The sequence below is a fragment of the Deltaproteobacteria bacterium genome (assembly GCA_016874755.1).
Classification (GTDB): domain Bacteria; phylum Desulfobacterota; class Binatia; order UBA9968; family UBA9968; genus DP-20.
On sequence record VGTH01000017.1, the window covers coordinates 69324 to 85121 of the forward strand.

Here is a 15798-nt window from a genome sequence, read left to right on the forward strand (position 1 = left end):
GAGGACTCAGAAAGGGCAAATTCCGTTCATGCTGAGCCCTTCGACCTGGCTCAGGACAGGCTTGTCGAAGCATGTTCCTTATTCACTTCACGCTGCTCACGCGGCGCAGCGCCTGCAAAACAAAGTCATCGAACGGCACGTCGGTGGTTGTTCGTAAGTAGTCGATATGCCGCGCCGCGCACACCGCTTCGATCTCGCCGAAATAGCGCTCCAACTCCTCGCGGTAGCGCTTTATCAATGTGTCATCGAGAAAAAACTTGCGCTCGCGGCCGTTCTCGACATCGCGCAGCGCGACGTCGCCGTAGGCCTCCGGCGAAAGTTCCTGTGGATCGACGATGTGAATCGTCAAAACTTGATGCTTTTTGTTGGTCAACTCTTCCAGCGCCGCACGCCAGCCGATGGGATCGAACAAATCGCTGACGATGATGACAAAACCTGGCTGCCGAAAAAGATTGGTGAACGAATGGACCGCCGCGCGCAGCTGCGTTTCACCACCGCACGAAAGCCGCGTCAGAAAACCAAATAATTTAAGAATCTGCTGGCGTCCCCGTCCGAGCGTCAGCGGCTTATGCAGTGCAGCGGAAAACGACGCGCCGCCGACGCGGTCGAGGTTCTTGAGGCCGATATAACCCAATGCGGCGGCGACCTGTTTTGCGTAGGTAAGCTTCGTTGGCGCACCCTGTGCCATCGACAGACTTGTGTCGACCAAGAGATAAACATTGAGTTCTGCTTCAGCCGTGAAGATCTTTAACAACAATTTGTCCAGCCGCCGGTAGACGTTCCAGTCGACGTAGCGCAGATCGTCGCCATGCTGATAGCGCCGGTAATCGGAAAACTCCAAGCTAAAACCGCGGCGCGAGGTCGCATGCTCACCCTTGGCATTGGCGAACGTCAGCCGCTTGGCGATCAGGCGCAGGCGCTCGAGTTTGCGCAGGAAGTCGGCGTCGAAAAGCGTTTCGGGTGTGGCGTTTTCTGTCTGTCGTCTAGCGTCTGGCGTCTGGCGTTCAGCTTCCCCCGGACTCGCCGACCTTGAGATCGCGCGAACGTCAGCGACGCGCCAAACCGCCTCTCGAGCCTTTCGCGCGGCACTGGCAAATCGCTCGGATCTTAACCCCAAACGCCAGACCCTAGACTGCAAACGCATCATTCCACTTCCTTGGTCTGCTCGATCACTTCGCCGAGAATTTTCTCCGCGTTGACGCCCTCGGCGTCAGCTTCCAAATTCAAGATCAAGCGATGGCGCAGGCTCGGCAGCAGCATGATGCGAATATCGTCGAACGAAACATTCGGCCGTCCGGCAAACAGCGCGCGCGCTTTGGCCGCGAGGATAGTGCTCTGCAAGCCGCGCGGGCTCGAGCCATACTGAACATATTTTTGCGCCGCGCCATTGACACCGTTGCCGTTGGACTGCAGCGCGTGGGTTGCCAGCACCAAACGCACCGCGTAGTCCTTAACCACTTCGGCGATGGGCACATCGCGCACCCATTGGCGCATTGCCAGAATGGTCGCGCCATCGAGCACTTCGCGCAGCGCCGCCGGCGCCGCCGCCGTGGTCAAGTCGGCGATGCGGCTCAGCTCCTCGCGACTGGGATATTGCAGCAAGAGTTTGAAAAAGAACCGGTCTACTTGGGCTTCCGGCAGCGGGTAGGTGCCTTCCATTTCGATCGGGTTCTGCGTCGCCAGCACCATGAAAGGATTTTCCAAGCGATGCACCTTGCCGCCGACGGTGACGCTCTGCTCTTGCATCGCTTCGAGCAAAGCCGACTGGGTCTTCGGCGTCGCCCGGTTGATCTCGTCGGCCAACACGATATGCGCAAACACCGGCCCGCGCTGGAATTCGAAAACCTTTCGCCCGGAGGGATCGTCGGTCAGTACGTTTGTACCGGTGATGTCGGCGGGCATCAGATCGGGCGTGAACTGTACGCGAGAAAAACTCAGGCTAAGAATTTCGCCCAAACTGCGCACCATCAGCGTCTTGCCCAAACCCGGCACGCCTTCGAGCAAACAATGGCCGCCGCAGACCAGCGCGATAAATACCTGCTCGATCAACTCTTCATGGCCAACGATGACCCGCGCCAGCTCGGCCTTGACTTGATCGAACGCCGCCCGCGCGCGCTCCATGCGCGATTCGATATCTTGAACGGATTCCATATGACCTCCTTCCCCTATGCCCCACCAGGAGTGATGGTGTGGTGGAGTATTGTTCCGCGCCCAGCGCTCCTCCACTCCGTTACGCCAATTACTACGCTCACTCGATCGAGGTGAAACCCTGGAGGAGCGAAGGCATCAGCGCCAAACTTTCGTAACACTGGCCGACTCTTGGCTTTGGCCTTCGACCCTTGCACCGCTCTTCGCAAGGCAGGGTGCGGCGTCGAGGCAATGCCTTGTTGCCTTCGCTCCGCAAGGGTTTTGCCGCGATCGTTCTCACTTCTTTCCTTCGCCCAACGACATGAAGTAATTCCGAATCGTTTCTTTCAGCGCCTCGGGCACACGCTCGCTGTTGAGATCCTGCTCGGCTTGGCGCCGGTACGAAGCCACGATCTCGTCCTGCGAAAGCGTGCTCTTGCCCGGCGTCGGTTTGCCTTTGAAGACCACGCCGCTGCTTTCTCCTGCGCCGATGGTGCCTTTGACCTGCGTCGACGGACCCACGGGAAACTGCGGCAGCGATTCTTTATCATCGCTCTTTTTCCCGGGCTCACTGCCGGGGCGGTTGCTGGGGTTGCGCCCCTTTTCGCCATCTTCGGGATCGCCCGCGCTGCTTTGTTGTTCACGCCCCGGCGCGCGTGCATTGGCCTCGCCCTGTTGGCTCTGCCCCTGCTTCATCGGCTGTTGAAGAAACTGCTCGGCATCGAGCAACGCGCGGCGATCGAGCTCACCGGCAACTTGCTTTTCCATTTTATCGAGCAGTGATTTCATCTCTTTCTGTCCCATCCCGCCGCCGCCCTTTTCTTCTTTGTCGAGCTGGCGTTTGAGCTGGGGCAGCGCTGCCAAGCGATCGAGCCAGGAACCTTCTTGCTCGCGCGCGCCGGTCCCATCGCCAAATAAATCGCGCGCCGCCTCCAGCTCGGCTTTGAGCTCGCGCAGGCTTTGCTCGCTCTGCGCGGCGTTCATGGCAGCGTCTTTGGCCGCCTGCTTGCCGGCCGCGGCGATTTTCTGCGCTGCCCCGGCCAGCTCTTTTTTCATCTGCGCATCGCTGTTTTGCTTATCGATACCTTGCTGCGCCAGTTTCTCCAGCTCCTTGCCCGCCTGCAGGCTCTCTTTTAGCCCTTCGCTTTTGGCCTTTTCTTGCAACTCGCGCGCGAAGGCTTTCACCCTGTGCGCCAGCGTCTGCGGCTCGTGCAAGCGAGAACCGGTGGAAGCGGAAACATCTAACCAAACCAACAGCAACCAGAGACCCAAAAGCGGTAGGACACTGTAGGCTTGCCAACTCCAGCGCCGTGGGAACGCCAGGCGCGGCTCAAAGGCCGAGAGTTTTTCGCTCGCCTGCTCGATCACCAACTGCCGCGCCGCTGTGGTTTCCCCGCCCCGCAGTGCTTCCCACGCCGTGACGGCGCGCTCGTCGAGATGCAGCGCTTTGTCCAACTGCACCAAGGCTCGGATGCGATCCTGAGCGCGCCAGCGTTGCTTGAAAACCACCAGCGCGCCGAACAAGAGCCCAAAGCCGATGGCGACCCACGGCGAAAATCCAGCGCCAAAAAGCGCGACTAGAAACAAGATCAGGATCGCCGCCGCCAGCGCGTAGCAGGCAAGCGCCGCCAAATTGAGCTCGAGCCGCTTGCGCTGTTCCCAGCGCAAAAACGCTTTTAGCGATCGCTCAAGCTTTGGCTCTTGATCGTTCACGCCAGCTCCCGCCGCAGCGCCCAGCGATGCATGAGCAAACCCAAAGCGCCGAGCAGCAAATGAAAGCTCAAATGGACCCACGGTGCTGGCAGCCGCCAGCCGAAAACATTCAACGGCACGAGTTCCTGCCGTCCCACATAAGCCAGCAGAAACGCCACCGGGTTAAGCGGCAAGTAGAATAGGCCGGAGAGCAGCAGCAAGCCAAAGAAGAAACAGCGAACAAAAACCTGGCGGCTTTCGGCGCGCCGATCCCACAGCACCAGCGCAACTAGGCCCCAGACACCGTACGCGAAGGTGTAGAAAAGCAGCAATGCCAAGGCGCCGCCGACGGTCACCAGCGGCGTGCGCGCAATCGCGGCGGCCCAGAACAGAAATGGCAGGCACAAACCCAGCGAGCAGAGAACATGCAGACCGAGAAAAGCCAATTGGCCGCGACCGATCGTCATCGGTGCGAGCTGCTCGTTCATTACCCAATGGCGCAGCGCCTTGAAGCGCCACGGCGCAAACTCCTGATTGGCCACACGCAACGCGAAATAAGCGACCAACAACAGCGTTGTCACTGAGGTGATTTTGAACAGCCCCGCCGAACCGGTCCAGGCTTGCACATCGAGCGACGGCAGATAGAGCGACAAAAAATGAATCGGCGCGAGGATCACCAGCAAATAGAAGTAAACCTGAAAGCCCTGGCCCTCAACGAAAAACACCGCGAGACTCTCGCGCAGCACCGGGTTATTTCTCATTCCTCCTCCACCCTGGCCAGTGGAATGATGGCGCGAAACAGCGCGTACTCCTGCTTGAGAATTTGCGGGTCGTCGATGCGCACGCGCGGCTCGGGGTCTTTGATCCAGCCGAAGAACACGGCGGCGCCGCTGCTCCAGCGCGCTTCGTTCTCGCGCGAAAAAAGCGAGCTGTGAAACAGAATGTCGCGGGTCTTGTCAGAGAAATGCAGGTCGCGAAAGTTGACGCCATCGGTCATGCGCTCGTCTTGTCCCGCCGGCTTCGTTAACGAAAAAGTTTTCGCCAAGCTGGCGCCGCGCTGAATCGCGCCAAGAGCGTAGCGCTGTCCCGGCACAAACAGCCAACAGTCGACCAGATCTTTACCGCTTTGATTGTCGATCTTCATCGCCAGTTTGTCGCCCTGCGCTTCGAACTGCGCGCGCAGCGGCAGCCGCGTCACCGCGCGCATGCGAAACAGCCTATAGTCCCACTCGCGCAGCGGCAAGTGATAGCGGCTGGCGCCGCTGCCGTCTTGGCGCACAACCACAGCATCGGCCTGCTCGCGCGCGCGCGCCGCCGCCGGCTGCAGGTCGATCCAGCCGCGCTCCGGCTGCAGCTCGTAGCTGCGGCTCTGGGTCGAGAACAGGGCGATGTTAGATTGCGATTCGACGAAACCTTCGCTGTTTTGCTCGGTCACACTCGACACCAGCAAGACGCCATCGGGAATTTTGCCGCCGCGGCTAAAATAGAGGTAGCCGCCCAGCGACGCCGCGGCGATCCAGCCGGCTAGACTCATCACCACAAGCCGCGCCGCCAACTCTTGACGCTGCCACAACCAGGTGACCACGCCGAGACCCGCGAAATAAACCGCCAACGCGATGAGCGCTGTGCCAGTTGGCACGTAGCTCGAAATAAACGACGGGTTGAGAATCAACTGGGTAAAGACCGCGTCATCCCATTGGCTGCGCACCGAAGACTCGTCGCCCGCAGCCGTTCCGACGAGCGATTGGACCAGGCTTGGCAGCCCCGCCCATCCCGAGAGAGGCGGCCGACCGATATCCAACGCGAAATAAACCACGCTGCCGCGCCCACGGCTTTGCTCGACATGCACCGGCAAACCCTGCGCTTCGGTGACGACTTTGCCTTGCGTCAACGTGGCGGTTTGCGCCCAAACATCGGCGACCGAGCGCGCCGGCTGATTTTTTTCCGCCGCAGTTGTGTACGTAATGCGCCGCGCGCCGCTCACTCGCACCGGCAGAAAGCGGCTGAGCGATGCTTCCTGATAAAGCGCGTAGTTCAAGCTGGCGAGTATCACCATGCGCCCGCCGGCGATCAACCAGGTGTCGAGGGCGTTGAGCTGGGCGCGCGACAGCTCGCGCAGCGACGCATCGTAAATAATCAAATGCGACACGCCGAGCAGCGCCCGCGCATCGCCCGGCAGCTCGGGCAAGGAGAGCGCCACCAAACGGTTCGTCGCGGCCGCGCCCAAAGCGAGCGACGGCAGCGCGCCGCCATCGCCCACCAACAGCATGAGCGGCGTCGGCACGAAGTTGCGGCGCAGGTCCAGCTCGCGCGCCGCATTGCCGGCCGGGCTAGTGAACTTGATCGCCAGCGGCCGGCTGATGAAATCGGGATCGATGGTAAACTGAACGGTCTTGCGTCCCTGAGAACCAAGAAAAACTTCGCGCCGATGGTCGATCGGATAAAGCGCGCCGCCCCTGGTCGCGCCGCCCTTCCAAGCACGCACTTCAAGAATGCCCTCGGCGGGACGGCCGTTGTTGCTGAGCTCGATTTCCAGTGGGAAAGGACGGCCGAGCTGAAACACGCCGTGGAAACCGACCCGCGCTTCGAGGAAAATATCGGCGCGGCAAAGATCCGGTAGGAAAGCCAAGAAAACCAAAAGGCCGGCAGCATAAAAATACTTGCCGGCCCATTTCACTGCAATGGTCAGCCAACTCGCGCTCGCTTTGTGCTCAGCCCTGGCGGCTGAAAAGGGCATACGGCCTTTCCAAAGAGGCCCGGCCCACGCGCGGCAGCGATCTTACTCTACATAGTCGACACTGAGGATATCGAAAGTACGGACGCCCGTGGGAGTGCGGACCTGAACTTCGTCCCCCTCGCTCTTGCCGATCAAGGCGCGGGCGATGGGAGAGCTGATCGAAATCTTGCCGTTCTTCGGTTCCGCTTCGTGATCGCCGACAATTTTGTATACCACCTTGTCGCCGGTTGCACCATCTTCCAGCGACACCGTCGCACCAAAGACGACTTTGTCGCCGGAGAGCTTGGTGATATCGATCACCTGCGCGCGCGCGATCTTGTCTTCGCACTCGCGGATCTGAAAATCGAGCAGCGACTGCCGTTCTTTGGCGGCGTGAAACTCGGCATTTTCCGAGAGATCGCCGTGACTGCGCGCTTCTTCGATGTCACGGATGTTGCGCGGCCGCTCGACGGTTTTTAAACGCTTCAATTCTTCCAACAGGAACTGGTAGCCTTTGGTGGTCATCGGGACGCTTGCGTCAGCCATTCCTCAACTCTCCTGGACGATAAAAACCAAAGGGGAGGCTCAGCCCCCTCTGGAAACCCATTAACGGATGCACGCCAGGACCGGCGCGCTGATGACAAAATAAAAACCCCTCGGAATCGCTCCCGAGAGGCCTTAAATATTCGGCATCTCCCAGCTGTTCAGTTCTGGGAATATTTTAGCATCGGCTTCGCTTTATGCAACCGAAGCCGGCGGGTGACCGCCGGCGGTGCCAAGCTCAAGGTTTTGGGGGTCCGATTTTGACATCGGCGGGATTCGTCTGCTGATTCTCGATCAGCTCACGGCCGCGCTCTAAGCCCGTGGATACAACACATCGACCATGGCGCGCTTGTGATACAACGGCGTGCCCAAGTGCTGATAGAGCGAGTTGGCCAACACGCTATGCGCCATCAGCGGGTGCTTGTAGTCAGTCCCCGGACCAGCCCACACCATGTGGGCAAAGTGACAAGTTTGATAGTAGCCTTCGCTGGCGATGGACTTGGCCTGGTGCGCGCTGGCGCGCGCGTCGATGCCGTTATCGAGCTTCCAAAGAGTTTCATAGGTGGTCCAGCGCGAGCCGTCGAGATGGATCGAGATATCGACGCAGTGATCCTGCACCCGTTGAAAGCGGCCAATCGGCTGGCCGAAAACAATGCGCGTGCGCGTGTACTCGTTGGTCGTCTCAAAAATCTCCTGGCACGCGCCGACCTGATAGGCACAGAGCATCGGCAAGGACTTGATCAAAGCGCGGTCGACCACGGCCCAGTCGCCGATCAAATTATTTGCCGCCACCACAACATTTTCAAAAGTCACTTCCGCCGCCCCAATCATGAAACCGGTGATCGGCTTGACGGTAACGCCAGGAGTATTGCGATCGACCAACGCCAGCGCCACGTCACCCCGCTCGGTTTTGGCCGCACAGATAAAACTCGTCGCCGCCTCGCCGTCGAAGACAAAGCGCTTTTTGCCGTTGAGGGTAAAGCCACTGGCGGCAGGAGCAAGCCGTGTCTCTACCGAGCGCGGCCCGAATTGAATCGGATCGTCGGAGATCGCGGGAATAACGATGGAGGTGCCATCGCAGATTTTCGGCAGCAGCGATTTCTTTTGCGCGTCCGAGCCGCCGGCAAGAACAATCTCCGCCGCCAACACGCCCGAAGAAAAGTACGGCCCCGGCAGCGGCCCACGTCCCAATTCCTCGAAGACGACACCGCAATCGGTGTACGCCGTCCCACCGCCGCCAAACTCATCAGGCACGGTCATGCCGAGCCAACCGACTTCCGCCGTCTTTTTGTACAGCTCGGGAATAAAAAACTTCTTAGTCCGATACCATTCCGTAACGGTGTAAGACGGCGCCTCGGACTTTATGAAATCCGACGTCACCTTCTTTAACATGTTCTGATCGTCGTTGAGTTTGAGATCCATGGGGAACTCCTATTTTTAAACCGCACAGAACGCCAAGGGGGAAGGGCGGGTTTGAAACCCGCCCCTACCTAGCAATTCTCATTGTGTCTTTGCGGTCATTCTCCGAATCCGATTTTTACTTTGCGTTCTTTGCGGTTAACAAATTCCGAATCCGAGCCTCTGATGTTTTGCGCCTTTTGCGCTTTTTGCGGTTAATTTCTTATCCGAACTTCGTGCCCTTCGCGCCTTCGTGGTGAGTCATTTTTTCACACCGTCGTCGGCGCTGCCTCACCGCCACTCGGCCGCCCCAAGCCCAATCGCCGCGCGATGATTAACCGATCGGTATCGAGCGTGCCGCCGCCGTGCAGCCAGCCCGGGCCGCTGCGCACGGTGTATTCGAAATCGTCCTTCTCATGCACGGTGTCGTCGGGCACCAGCGCTTCGAAGCCGAGAATTTTTTGCACGCGCTCGGAATTGCGCAACCGGACCATGCGCTGCCAATAGAGATATTGCGGCCCGCCGTAGGGATGCGGATCGCGCACATGGCGATGCCAGAAGTTGCGAAAGCCCATCAGCCGCTGCACGTCGAGATCGTTGATCACCTCGGCAAGCAGATCCCTGACGTCCTGATCTTCCATCAGGCTCTTGCTGTCGAACTTTGCTTTCTGGCAATGGGCGATCAGCCGTTTGATCAGGGGATTTTCCTGCACGCTGCCGCCGCCGCCATGCTCCAATTCCAGGTAGCTGTTCGCGACTTTCCAACCGTTGTTCTCGCCGCCGACGAGATTCTTCGCCGGCACGCGCACGTTGTCGAAGAACACCGCGTTCTTGATGCCCATCATCAAGTGCAAATGTTGAATCTCAATGCCGGGCAAGTTGGCGGGAATGTAGAGCCAGCCCAAGTTTTCATGGCGCTTGCCGCCCGGGTTGGTGCACACCAGCGTCCAGAGATAGTCCGGCGGCAAATGATGGCCGACGAGAATCTTCTGGCCGTTGACGACATAGTGATCGCCGTCGCGAATCGCTTTGGTCAAACAGGTCGCCACGTCGCTGCCGCCCTGCGGCTCGGTCAACACCTGCCAGACCGCTAGCTCGCCGCGCATCATCGGCGGCAGAAACTCATCCTTTTGCTCTTCAGTGCCGAACTTCATCAGCGCCGGCGCGACCAAGCGTGCCAGCGTGTAGAACACCGAGCCCAACGGCAAACCGTATTTGTCGATCTCGGTTTCGAGCACGAACTGGTGATCGAGTGTCATCCCGCCGCCGCCGTATTTCTTAGGATAGGTCGGAAACAGCCAGCCCTTTGCCCCGAGCTTGCCGGCAAGCCGACGGCGAAATTGATATTCCTCGTCGACTTCGCGCGTCGACCAGATCGCCGACCAGCGCAGATGCTCGCTGCCCTTCATGTTCTCCGCCAACCACTCGCGCACCTCTTTGCGAAACGGGCTGATCTCCGGGCTGTCGGGGGCTAGATTGAAGTCCATGGGTAACTCTCCTTCTTAACTTCAAGGCGTGACCGCACGATTTCCGTACTACTAAAAGCGCAGGCGAATGTCTAACGAATCGGAACCGGAGAATTTCAACCACAAAGGGTCACAAAAAAGCGGACGAGGAAATTAACCGCAATAGACCCAGAAGGCGCGGATTCGGAATTTGTTAACCGCAAAGAACCCAAGGAACGCAAAGTAAAAATCCGATTCGGAGAATAACCGCAAGAAGCGCAAAACGAACCAGGGGTCGATGAATCGCCGTCTTTACTACGTCAGAATTCTTCTTTGCGTTCTCTGCGTTCCCTTCGACTTTGCTCAGGACATGCTTTGCGGTTAGATTCTCCGGGTTCCGAATCCGTCGAAATCCATTTTTGCGACTTTTGCGTTTTTTGCGGCGATTCTTTTCTTTGGTGGCGGCTCTGCGGTTATGACTCAGACATCCCACTCCCCCGCCACCAACCGCGGGATCACCGGGTGCAAAATTCGATAGGACAAACCCCAAAGCCGATGCGGCCCGACTTGATAAAAACTAACCTGCTCAGATTTCTGCCAGGTCGAGAAACGGCCGATCATCTTGTCGTGCGCACCGGGCCGAGTGAGGTCGCTCAGCTTCACGTCGATAATCTCAGCAATCTCGCGCTCGGCGATCTCCCAGCGGCTCGGGACAGCAATGCGCGCTAAGTAGGGGAATACCCGATATCCCGTCGTCCGCGTCTGCGTCATCGGCAGCTCGCACAGCACGTCGGCGCGATCGATCGCCAACCCCAACTCCTCGCGCACTTCGCGCAGCGCCGTGTCGAGCATGGTCTCGTCTTCCGGATCATATTTTCCACCGGGAAACGCCACCTGATCCCCATGCACGCCGCCCGGCTTGCGCAAAATCATCACGATATGCAGCTCACCGTCGCTGGCGCGGTAGACGGGAATGACAATGGCGGCGTCGATCATGCTGATTTCTAACGTTGCACCACGAAGACGCGAGAGCACGAAGTTCGGAAAAAACATTTCTTTCTTCTCTTACCTTCGTGGCATTCGTGGTGAATATCTCCCCTCCGAAACTTTGCACGTTTGCCGGAGATTCTTCCGGTCGGTTGCGGCTGCACCGCGCTGGGCCCTTTGTGGTGAATTCTCCTCTTATACCGTCGTCGGCGCGGCTTCCTGCGACGGTCGCCCCAACCCCAAACGGCGCGCAATGATCAAACGGTCGGTATCGAGGGTGCCACCGCCATGGAGCCAGCCGGGGCCGCTGCGCACGGTGTATTCGAAATCGGCTATTTCATGGACCGATAGGTCAGGCACCAGCGCTTCGAAGCCGCAAATCTTCTGCACCCGTTCGGAATTGCGCAGGCGAACCATGCGCTGGTAGTAGAGAAATTGCGGCCCGCCGTACGGATGGGGATCTTTCACGTAACGATGCCAAAAGTTGCGCAGCCCCATCAAACGCTGCACGTCGAGATCGTTGAGCAGATCGGCAATGACATCGCGCACATCTTGATCTTCCATCAAGCTCGCGCCATCGAATTGCGCCTTTTGGCAATGCTCGATCAAGCGTTTAAGCAACGGATGTTCCGCGACGCTGCCGCCGCCGCCGTGCTCGAGCTCCAGGTAGCTGTTGGCAACTTGCCAGCCATTGTTTTCGCCACCGACCAGATATTTCGCCGGCACCCGAACGTTGTCGAAGAACACGGCGTTCTTGATGCCCATCATCAAGTGCAAATGTTGAATCTCAATGCCGGGCAAATTGGCTGGAATGTAGAGCCAGCCCAAGTTTTCATGGCGCTTGCCGGCGGGATTGGTGCAGACCAGCGTCCAAAGAAAATCCGGCGGCAGATGATGGCCGACCAAGATCTTCTGGCCGTTAACAATGAACTCGTCGCCATCGCGTATCGCCTTGGTCTGGCAGTTGGCGACGTCGCTGCCCCCCTGGGGCTCGGTCAGCACTTGCCAAATCGCCAACTCACCGCGCATCATGGGCGGTAAAAACTCTTGCTTTTGCGCCTCGGTGCCGAACTTCATGAGCGCCGGCGCGACCAATCGCGCCAGCGTGTAGAATACGGCGCTCAGCGGCAAGCCGTAGCGATCGATCTCGGTTTCAAGGACGAACTGATGATCGAGCGTGAGCCCGCCGCCACCGTATTGCACCGGGTAAGTGGGAAACAGCCAGCGCTTCTGCCCGAGCTTGCCCGCGAGCGCGCGGCGAAATTTATACTCCTCGTCATTCTCGCGCGTCGACCAATTGCCCGACCAGCGCAGATGCTCGCTGCCCTTCATATTTTCCGCCAACCACGCGCGCACCTCTTGGCGAAACGCGCTGATCTCCGGCGTATCCGGTTGCAAACTAAAATCCATCAGTAGCTCTCCTGTTCCGCTGTCTCTCGCCAAGCCTGCATCAAAGTCATCGGGGGCGCAACCCTTACCTAATCGGTTTCGAATTTCGGATTTTGCTATTGGGCTAAACGACGCTAACCCAACCTAAGGGTCTGATTTGTCACGCCTGACCGACGATGGATAAAACCCCGCACTTTGGATTTCCACCGCAAATTCGGCGTGGATTCCGCTACATTCAATTTCCAACAGAGCGACCGTAGATATGGCGTATATCGCGCTCCGACGTGAAGTCTTGTCGGATCGCGCGGGCCTGGTGTCACGTGCTTATGAGCTAAAAGTCGACTCGACCCCTTTGTGTGGGACCCCTTTGTGTGTGTGTGTGGCTTGTGGTCCATCAGTCCGTCGACCAGCCAGTACCAGTTGAAGGTTGACTCGACGACGATGCCTTCGCGTGATTCCCGGTACGCCGCCAGTTGCTGCGTGATCAACGCCAGATCATTCGGCAAGCGCTTCTCATAGACAACGCGTCCTCCTCGTCGCTCAACACCACCACGTTGTTATTCGAGTGTAGATCAATAGCTCCGTACAATTTCATCTCCGTTTCCTCCTTCGGCACAAATTTCATTCCTCAAATTACTGCCTACTGGAGAATTCGGCTAGATGATTATCAAGTCGGCTTTTAGCTCTTAAACGGAGAATCCAATAGGATCGCGCTTTGATTTCCACTTTCTTTTGGCTGGGAGTCGGCGTGTGCCTGTAAATCAAATACTCGTTCCGTTGGAACACATAGAAGCCGGAGTTTCGTTGTGCGTCAAGCAACATGCTTTCACTGCTGCGGCGGACGACGCTAACCGCGGAGTCAGATGCTGGCAAGACGCTCAACGGTGTCCGGGTAACGCTTCACGAGACTGATCAGCGATACGGCCTGCGCGTTTGGAATTATACGCAAGTTACCTATGATACCCTGGGCGGGGAAAGCCCCAATCAAAGAATACGGAGATGTAAAATCTTTTCGCGCAAAAAAGGCCCGAGTGAAAACTCCTCGGGCCTTTGACATCAAAGCAACGATTAAGTATTAGACCCCCCCAAACCCCTCATCCTGCGCTTCATCCAACAACCACGGATCTTTGATCTCGGTGGTCGGTCCCTTGCCGCTCAGCACGTTGGCGACTTCCCTCGCCGCGTGGCTTTGGCAATCGATGTACGACTCGTCCGAGTTTGCTGAGGTGTGGCAGGTGACGATGACATTGGGCAGTGTTAACAGCTTGTGATCGGCGGGCAGCGGTTCCGGCTCCGTTACATCCAATGCTGCACCGCGCAACTCGCCGGCGACCAGTGCGTCGAACAGCGCGTCGCTGTCAACCAGGCCGCCGCGGGCGCAGTTGATCAAGTACGCCGTGTTTTTCATCATTTTGAACTGCGGTGTGCTGAACATTTTTCTCGTGCCCTTGGTCAGCGGCGCGTGCACGCTGATGAAGTCAGAGGTCTTCACCAGCTCGTCGAAAGAAACCATTTTCACGCCCATCTGCTCGGCGATCTTCGGATCGAGATAGGGGTCGTAGGTCTGCACGTTCAAGCGCATGCCCTGGGCGCGCGGCGCCACTTGCTTGCCGACGTGGCCCAGGCCGACGATGCCCATGGTGCGGCCCTGAATGCGATAGACGGGGCCGCGATAGGCGTGCAACTCGGCGGTGTGGCGCTTCCACTTGCCCTCATGAACGTACTGGTTCATGCGCATGAGCTTGCGCGAAATCGCGATCATCAAACCGATGGCCTGCTCAGCGACTTCGATAGAGTTGCAGCCAGCCGCGTTGCAGATCGTCAAGCCGTATTCCTTCGCCGCCGCGAGGTCCATGCGGTCGACGCCGACGCCGGTGCGCGCGACGACCTTGACTCGTTTCATCTTGCTGATGGTGTCTTTGGACAGCGGCACCGAGCCGTGCATGATGATGCCGTCGGCGTCCTTGGACATCTCGACGACGTCGGCCTCAGTCACCGGGCGGCGGATGGTCATGTCGGCGTCGATCTCTTTCAAGATCGGCCGAATCAGACTTTCCGGTACGTCGTTGCTGCCAAAATAAACTACGTGAAACTTAGCCATTGTTAGTTAACCTCCAGGCCGTACATGCGCACCGGATTGTCCCACAAGATTTTCCGCCGCGCTGCTTTGGAAAGGTGATCGTTCTTGGTCATGTCGCCGACGGTGCGATCGGGAAATTTGCCGATGCAGTCGCTGTGCGGATAGTCAGTCGCAACCACGAGATAGTCCTCGCCGACATGCTCGACGTAGGCTGGCGCCAATTCTTCGCCTGCTTCGCTGCTGGTCCAGCACTGGCGCTTAAAATAATAGCTCGGTTTATTCTTGGTCACCGCCTCACGCCCCTGGCCCTCGTGCTCCCAGTGCTCGTCCATGCGCTCCAACCAGAACGGCACCCAGCCGCAGCCGGACTCGAGATGGGCGACTTTTAACTTGGGAAATTTCTCTAACACGCCATCAGCACACAAGTTCAAACAAGCGAGCATCTGTTCCAACGGATGGCAGGCGATATGCCGGCCAAATTCGCTGTAGCGGTCCGAGCCCGCCTGCGGCAAAGCCGTGCGCGCCCCTTCGTGGACGCAGACGGTCATGCCGAGATCGGCCGCGGCGGCATAGACTGGATCGTAGTCGGGGCTCGCCATGGTGCGGCCGCAAATCTTGTTGGGCCGCCAAAAAATACCGACCAGCCCGAGTTTTTTGGCATGCTCCAATTCTTGCACCGCGCGCTTGGGATCTTGCAGCGGAATCAGGCAGACGCCGTAGAGCCGCTTGTCGCTCTCGCTGCAGTAATCGGACATCCAGGTATTGTAGGCCCGGCAGATCGCGGCAGAGAGTTCCGGATCGAGGTTGTCACGCCACATGATGTAGAGACCCACCGTGGGGAACAGCACGCCGAGGTCGACGCCTTCTTTGTCCATATCGCGCACATTCGACTTGGCATCAAACTTCGATGCCAACGCCTCAGCGAAGGTCTCGCGCCAGCGCTTCGACGCGGCGAAAGTAAAGCCGTAATCTTCCTGCTTGGCGGCATCGCGCAACTGGTCGGCGTCGGAAATTTTTTCGCCGTCGACTAACCGATAGGATTGATTGGGCCCGCGAATTTCCACGCGGCTGCGAAATTTTTCCGGCAAATATTTGGCGAACAAATCCGACGGCTCGAGCACGTGGCGGTCGGCATCGATGACTTTGAATCCATCTCTCATAGTTAACTCCTTTCGCGATTGGCGCGGCGACTGGCCCGACGATTTCTGTTTGCGACAACCATAAATAGGACGACTCGCCGCGATGAGTCAACCGCGCCCACGGCCACTCCGACGACCGAGTGAATCGACTACGATTGACAATAATAGGGCACCGGCGTAGGTGAGTCGCATGAAGACCCAACGCAAAGTTTTTTCTCTCTCGATCGTCGTTCTGCTGGTTGGACCCAAAAAAAGAGGCCCGGTCTCTCGTGAGCCGGGCCT

General features: G+C 58.3%; 12 protein-coding genes and 2 pseudogenes. All 14 read right to left on the bottom strand.

All coding sequences use genetic code 11. The features are described 5' to 3' along the window. Window positions 1–82: 82 nt before the first annotated feature. Window positions 83–1147 (bottom strand): DUF58 domain-containing protein, encoded by a 1065-nt coding sequence (locus FJ145_12380; protein ID MBM4262213.1) that lies wholly within the window; start codon window positions 1145–1147, stop codon window positions 83–85. Beyond that, window positions 1144–2151: a MoxR family ATPase gene (locus FJ145_12385; protein ID MBM4262214.1), complete on the bottom strand. Its 1008-nt coding sequence runs from the start codon at window positions 2149–2151 to the stop codon at window positions 1144–1146. The genes FJ145_12380 and FJ145_12385 overlap by 4 nt, the downstream gene beginning before the upstream one ends. A 273-nt stretch (window positions 2152–2424) precedes the next feature. Then, window positions 2425–3840: a hypothetical protein gene (locus FJ145_12390; protein MBM4262215.1), complete on the bottom strand. Its 1416-nt coding sequence runs from the start codon at window positions 3838–3840 to the stop codon at window positions 2425–2427. Continuing rightward, complete coding sequence (locus tag FJ145_12395) at window positions 3837–4580, bottom strand: hypothetical protein (protein ID MBM4262216.1); 744 nt, start codon at window positions 4578–4580, stop codon at window positions 3837–3839. Before FJ145_12395 ends, FJ145_12390 begins: the two co-directional genes overlap by 4 nt. After that, a complete protein-coding gene (locus tag FJ145_12400) occupies window positions 4577–6556 on the bottom strand; it encodes a hypothetical protein (GenBank protein MBM4262217.1) in 1980 nt (659 codons plus the stop codon). The genes FJ145_12395 and FJ145_12400 overlap by 4 nt, the downstream gene beginning before the upstream one ends. Before the next feature lie 42 nt (window positions 6557–6598). After that, window positions 6599–7060 (bottom strand): transcription elongation factor GreA, encoded by a 462-nt coding sequence (gene greA, locus FJ145_12405; protein MBM4262218.1) that lies wholly within the window; start codon window positions 7058–7060, stop codon window positions 6599–6601. 330 nt (window positions 7061–7390) lie between these two features. Then, window positions 7391–8500 carry an acyl-CoA dehydrogenase gene (locus FJ145_12410; GenBank protein ID MBM4262219.1) on the bottom strand — a complete coding sequence of 370 codons (1110 nt, stop codon included), beginning with the start codon at window positions 8498–8500 and terminating at the stop codon, window positions 7391–7393. Between the two features lie 245 nt (window positions 8501–8745). Next, window positions 8746–9963 carry a hypothetical protein gene (locus tag FJ145_12415; protein ID MBM4262220.1) on the bottom strand — a complete coding sequence of 406 codons (1218 nt, stop codon included), beginning with the start codon at window positions 9961–9963 and terminating at the stop codon, window positions 8746–8748. Window positions 9964–10401: 438 nt separating this feature from the next. Next, complete coding sequence (locus FJ145_12420; GenBank protein ID MBM4262221.1) at window positions 10402–10974, bottom strand: CoA pyrophosphatase; 573 nt, start codon at window positions 10972–10974, stop codon at window positions 10402–10404. A 129-nt stretch (window positions 10975–11103) separates the two neighbouring features. Beyond that, entirely contained in the window at window positions 11104–12318 is a 1215-nt protein-coding gene (locus tag FJ145_12425) for a hypothetical protein (GenBank protein ID MBM4262222.1), read from the bottom strand. Window positions 12319–12788: 470 nt separating this feature from the next. After that, window positions 12789–12892 (bottom strand): annotated as a pseudogene (locus FJ145_12430) (IS110 family transposase). Between the two features lie 264 nt (window positions 12893–13156). After that, a pseudogene (locus FJ145_12435) lies at window positions 13157–13243 on the bottom strand (transcriptional regulator). A gap of 129 nt (window positions 13244–13372) precedes the next feature. Beyond that, window positions 13373–14398, bottom strand: coding sequence for a hypothetical protein (locus FJ145_12440; GenBank protein MBM4262223.1), 1026 nt, complete (start codon window positions 14396–14398; stop codon window positions 13373–13375). Window positions 14399–14400: 2 nt separating this feature from the next. Then, entirely contained in the window at window positions 14401–15537 is a 1137-nt protein-coding gene (locus FJ145_12445) for a hypothetical protein (protein ID MBM4262224.1), read from the bottom strand. Window positions 15538–15798: the final 261 nt, after the last annotated feature.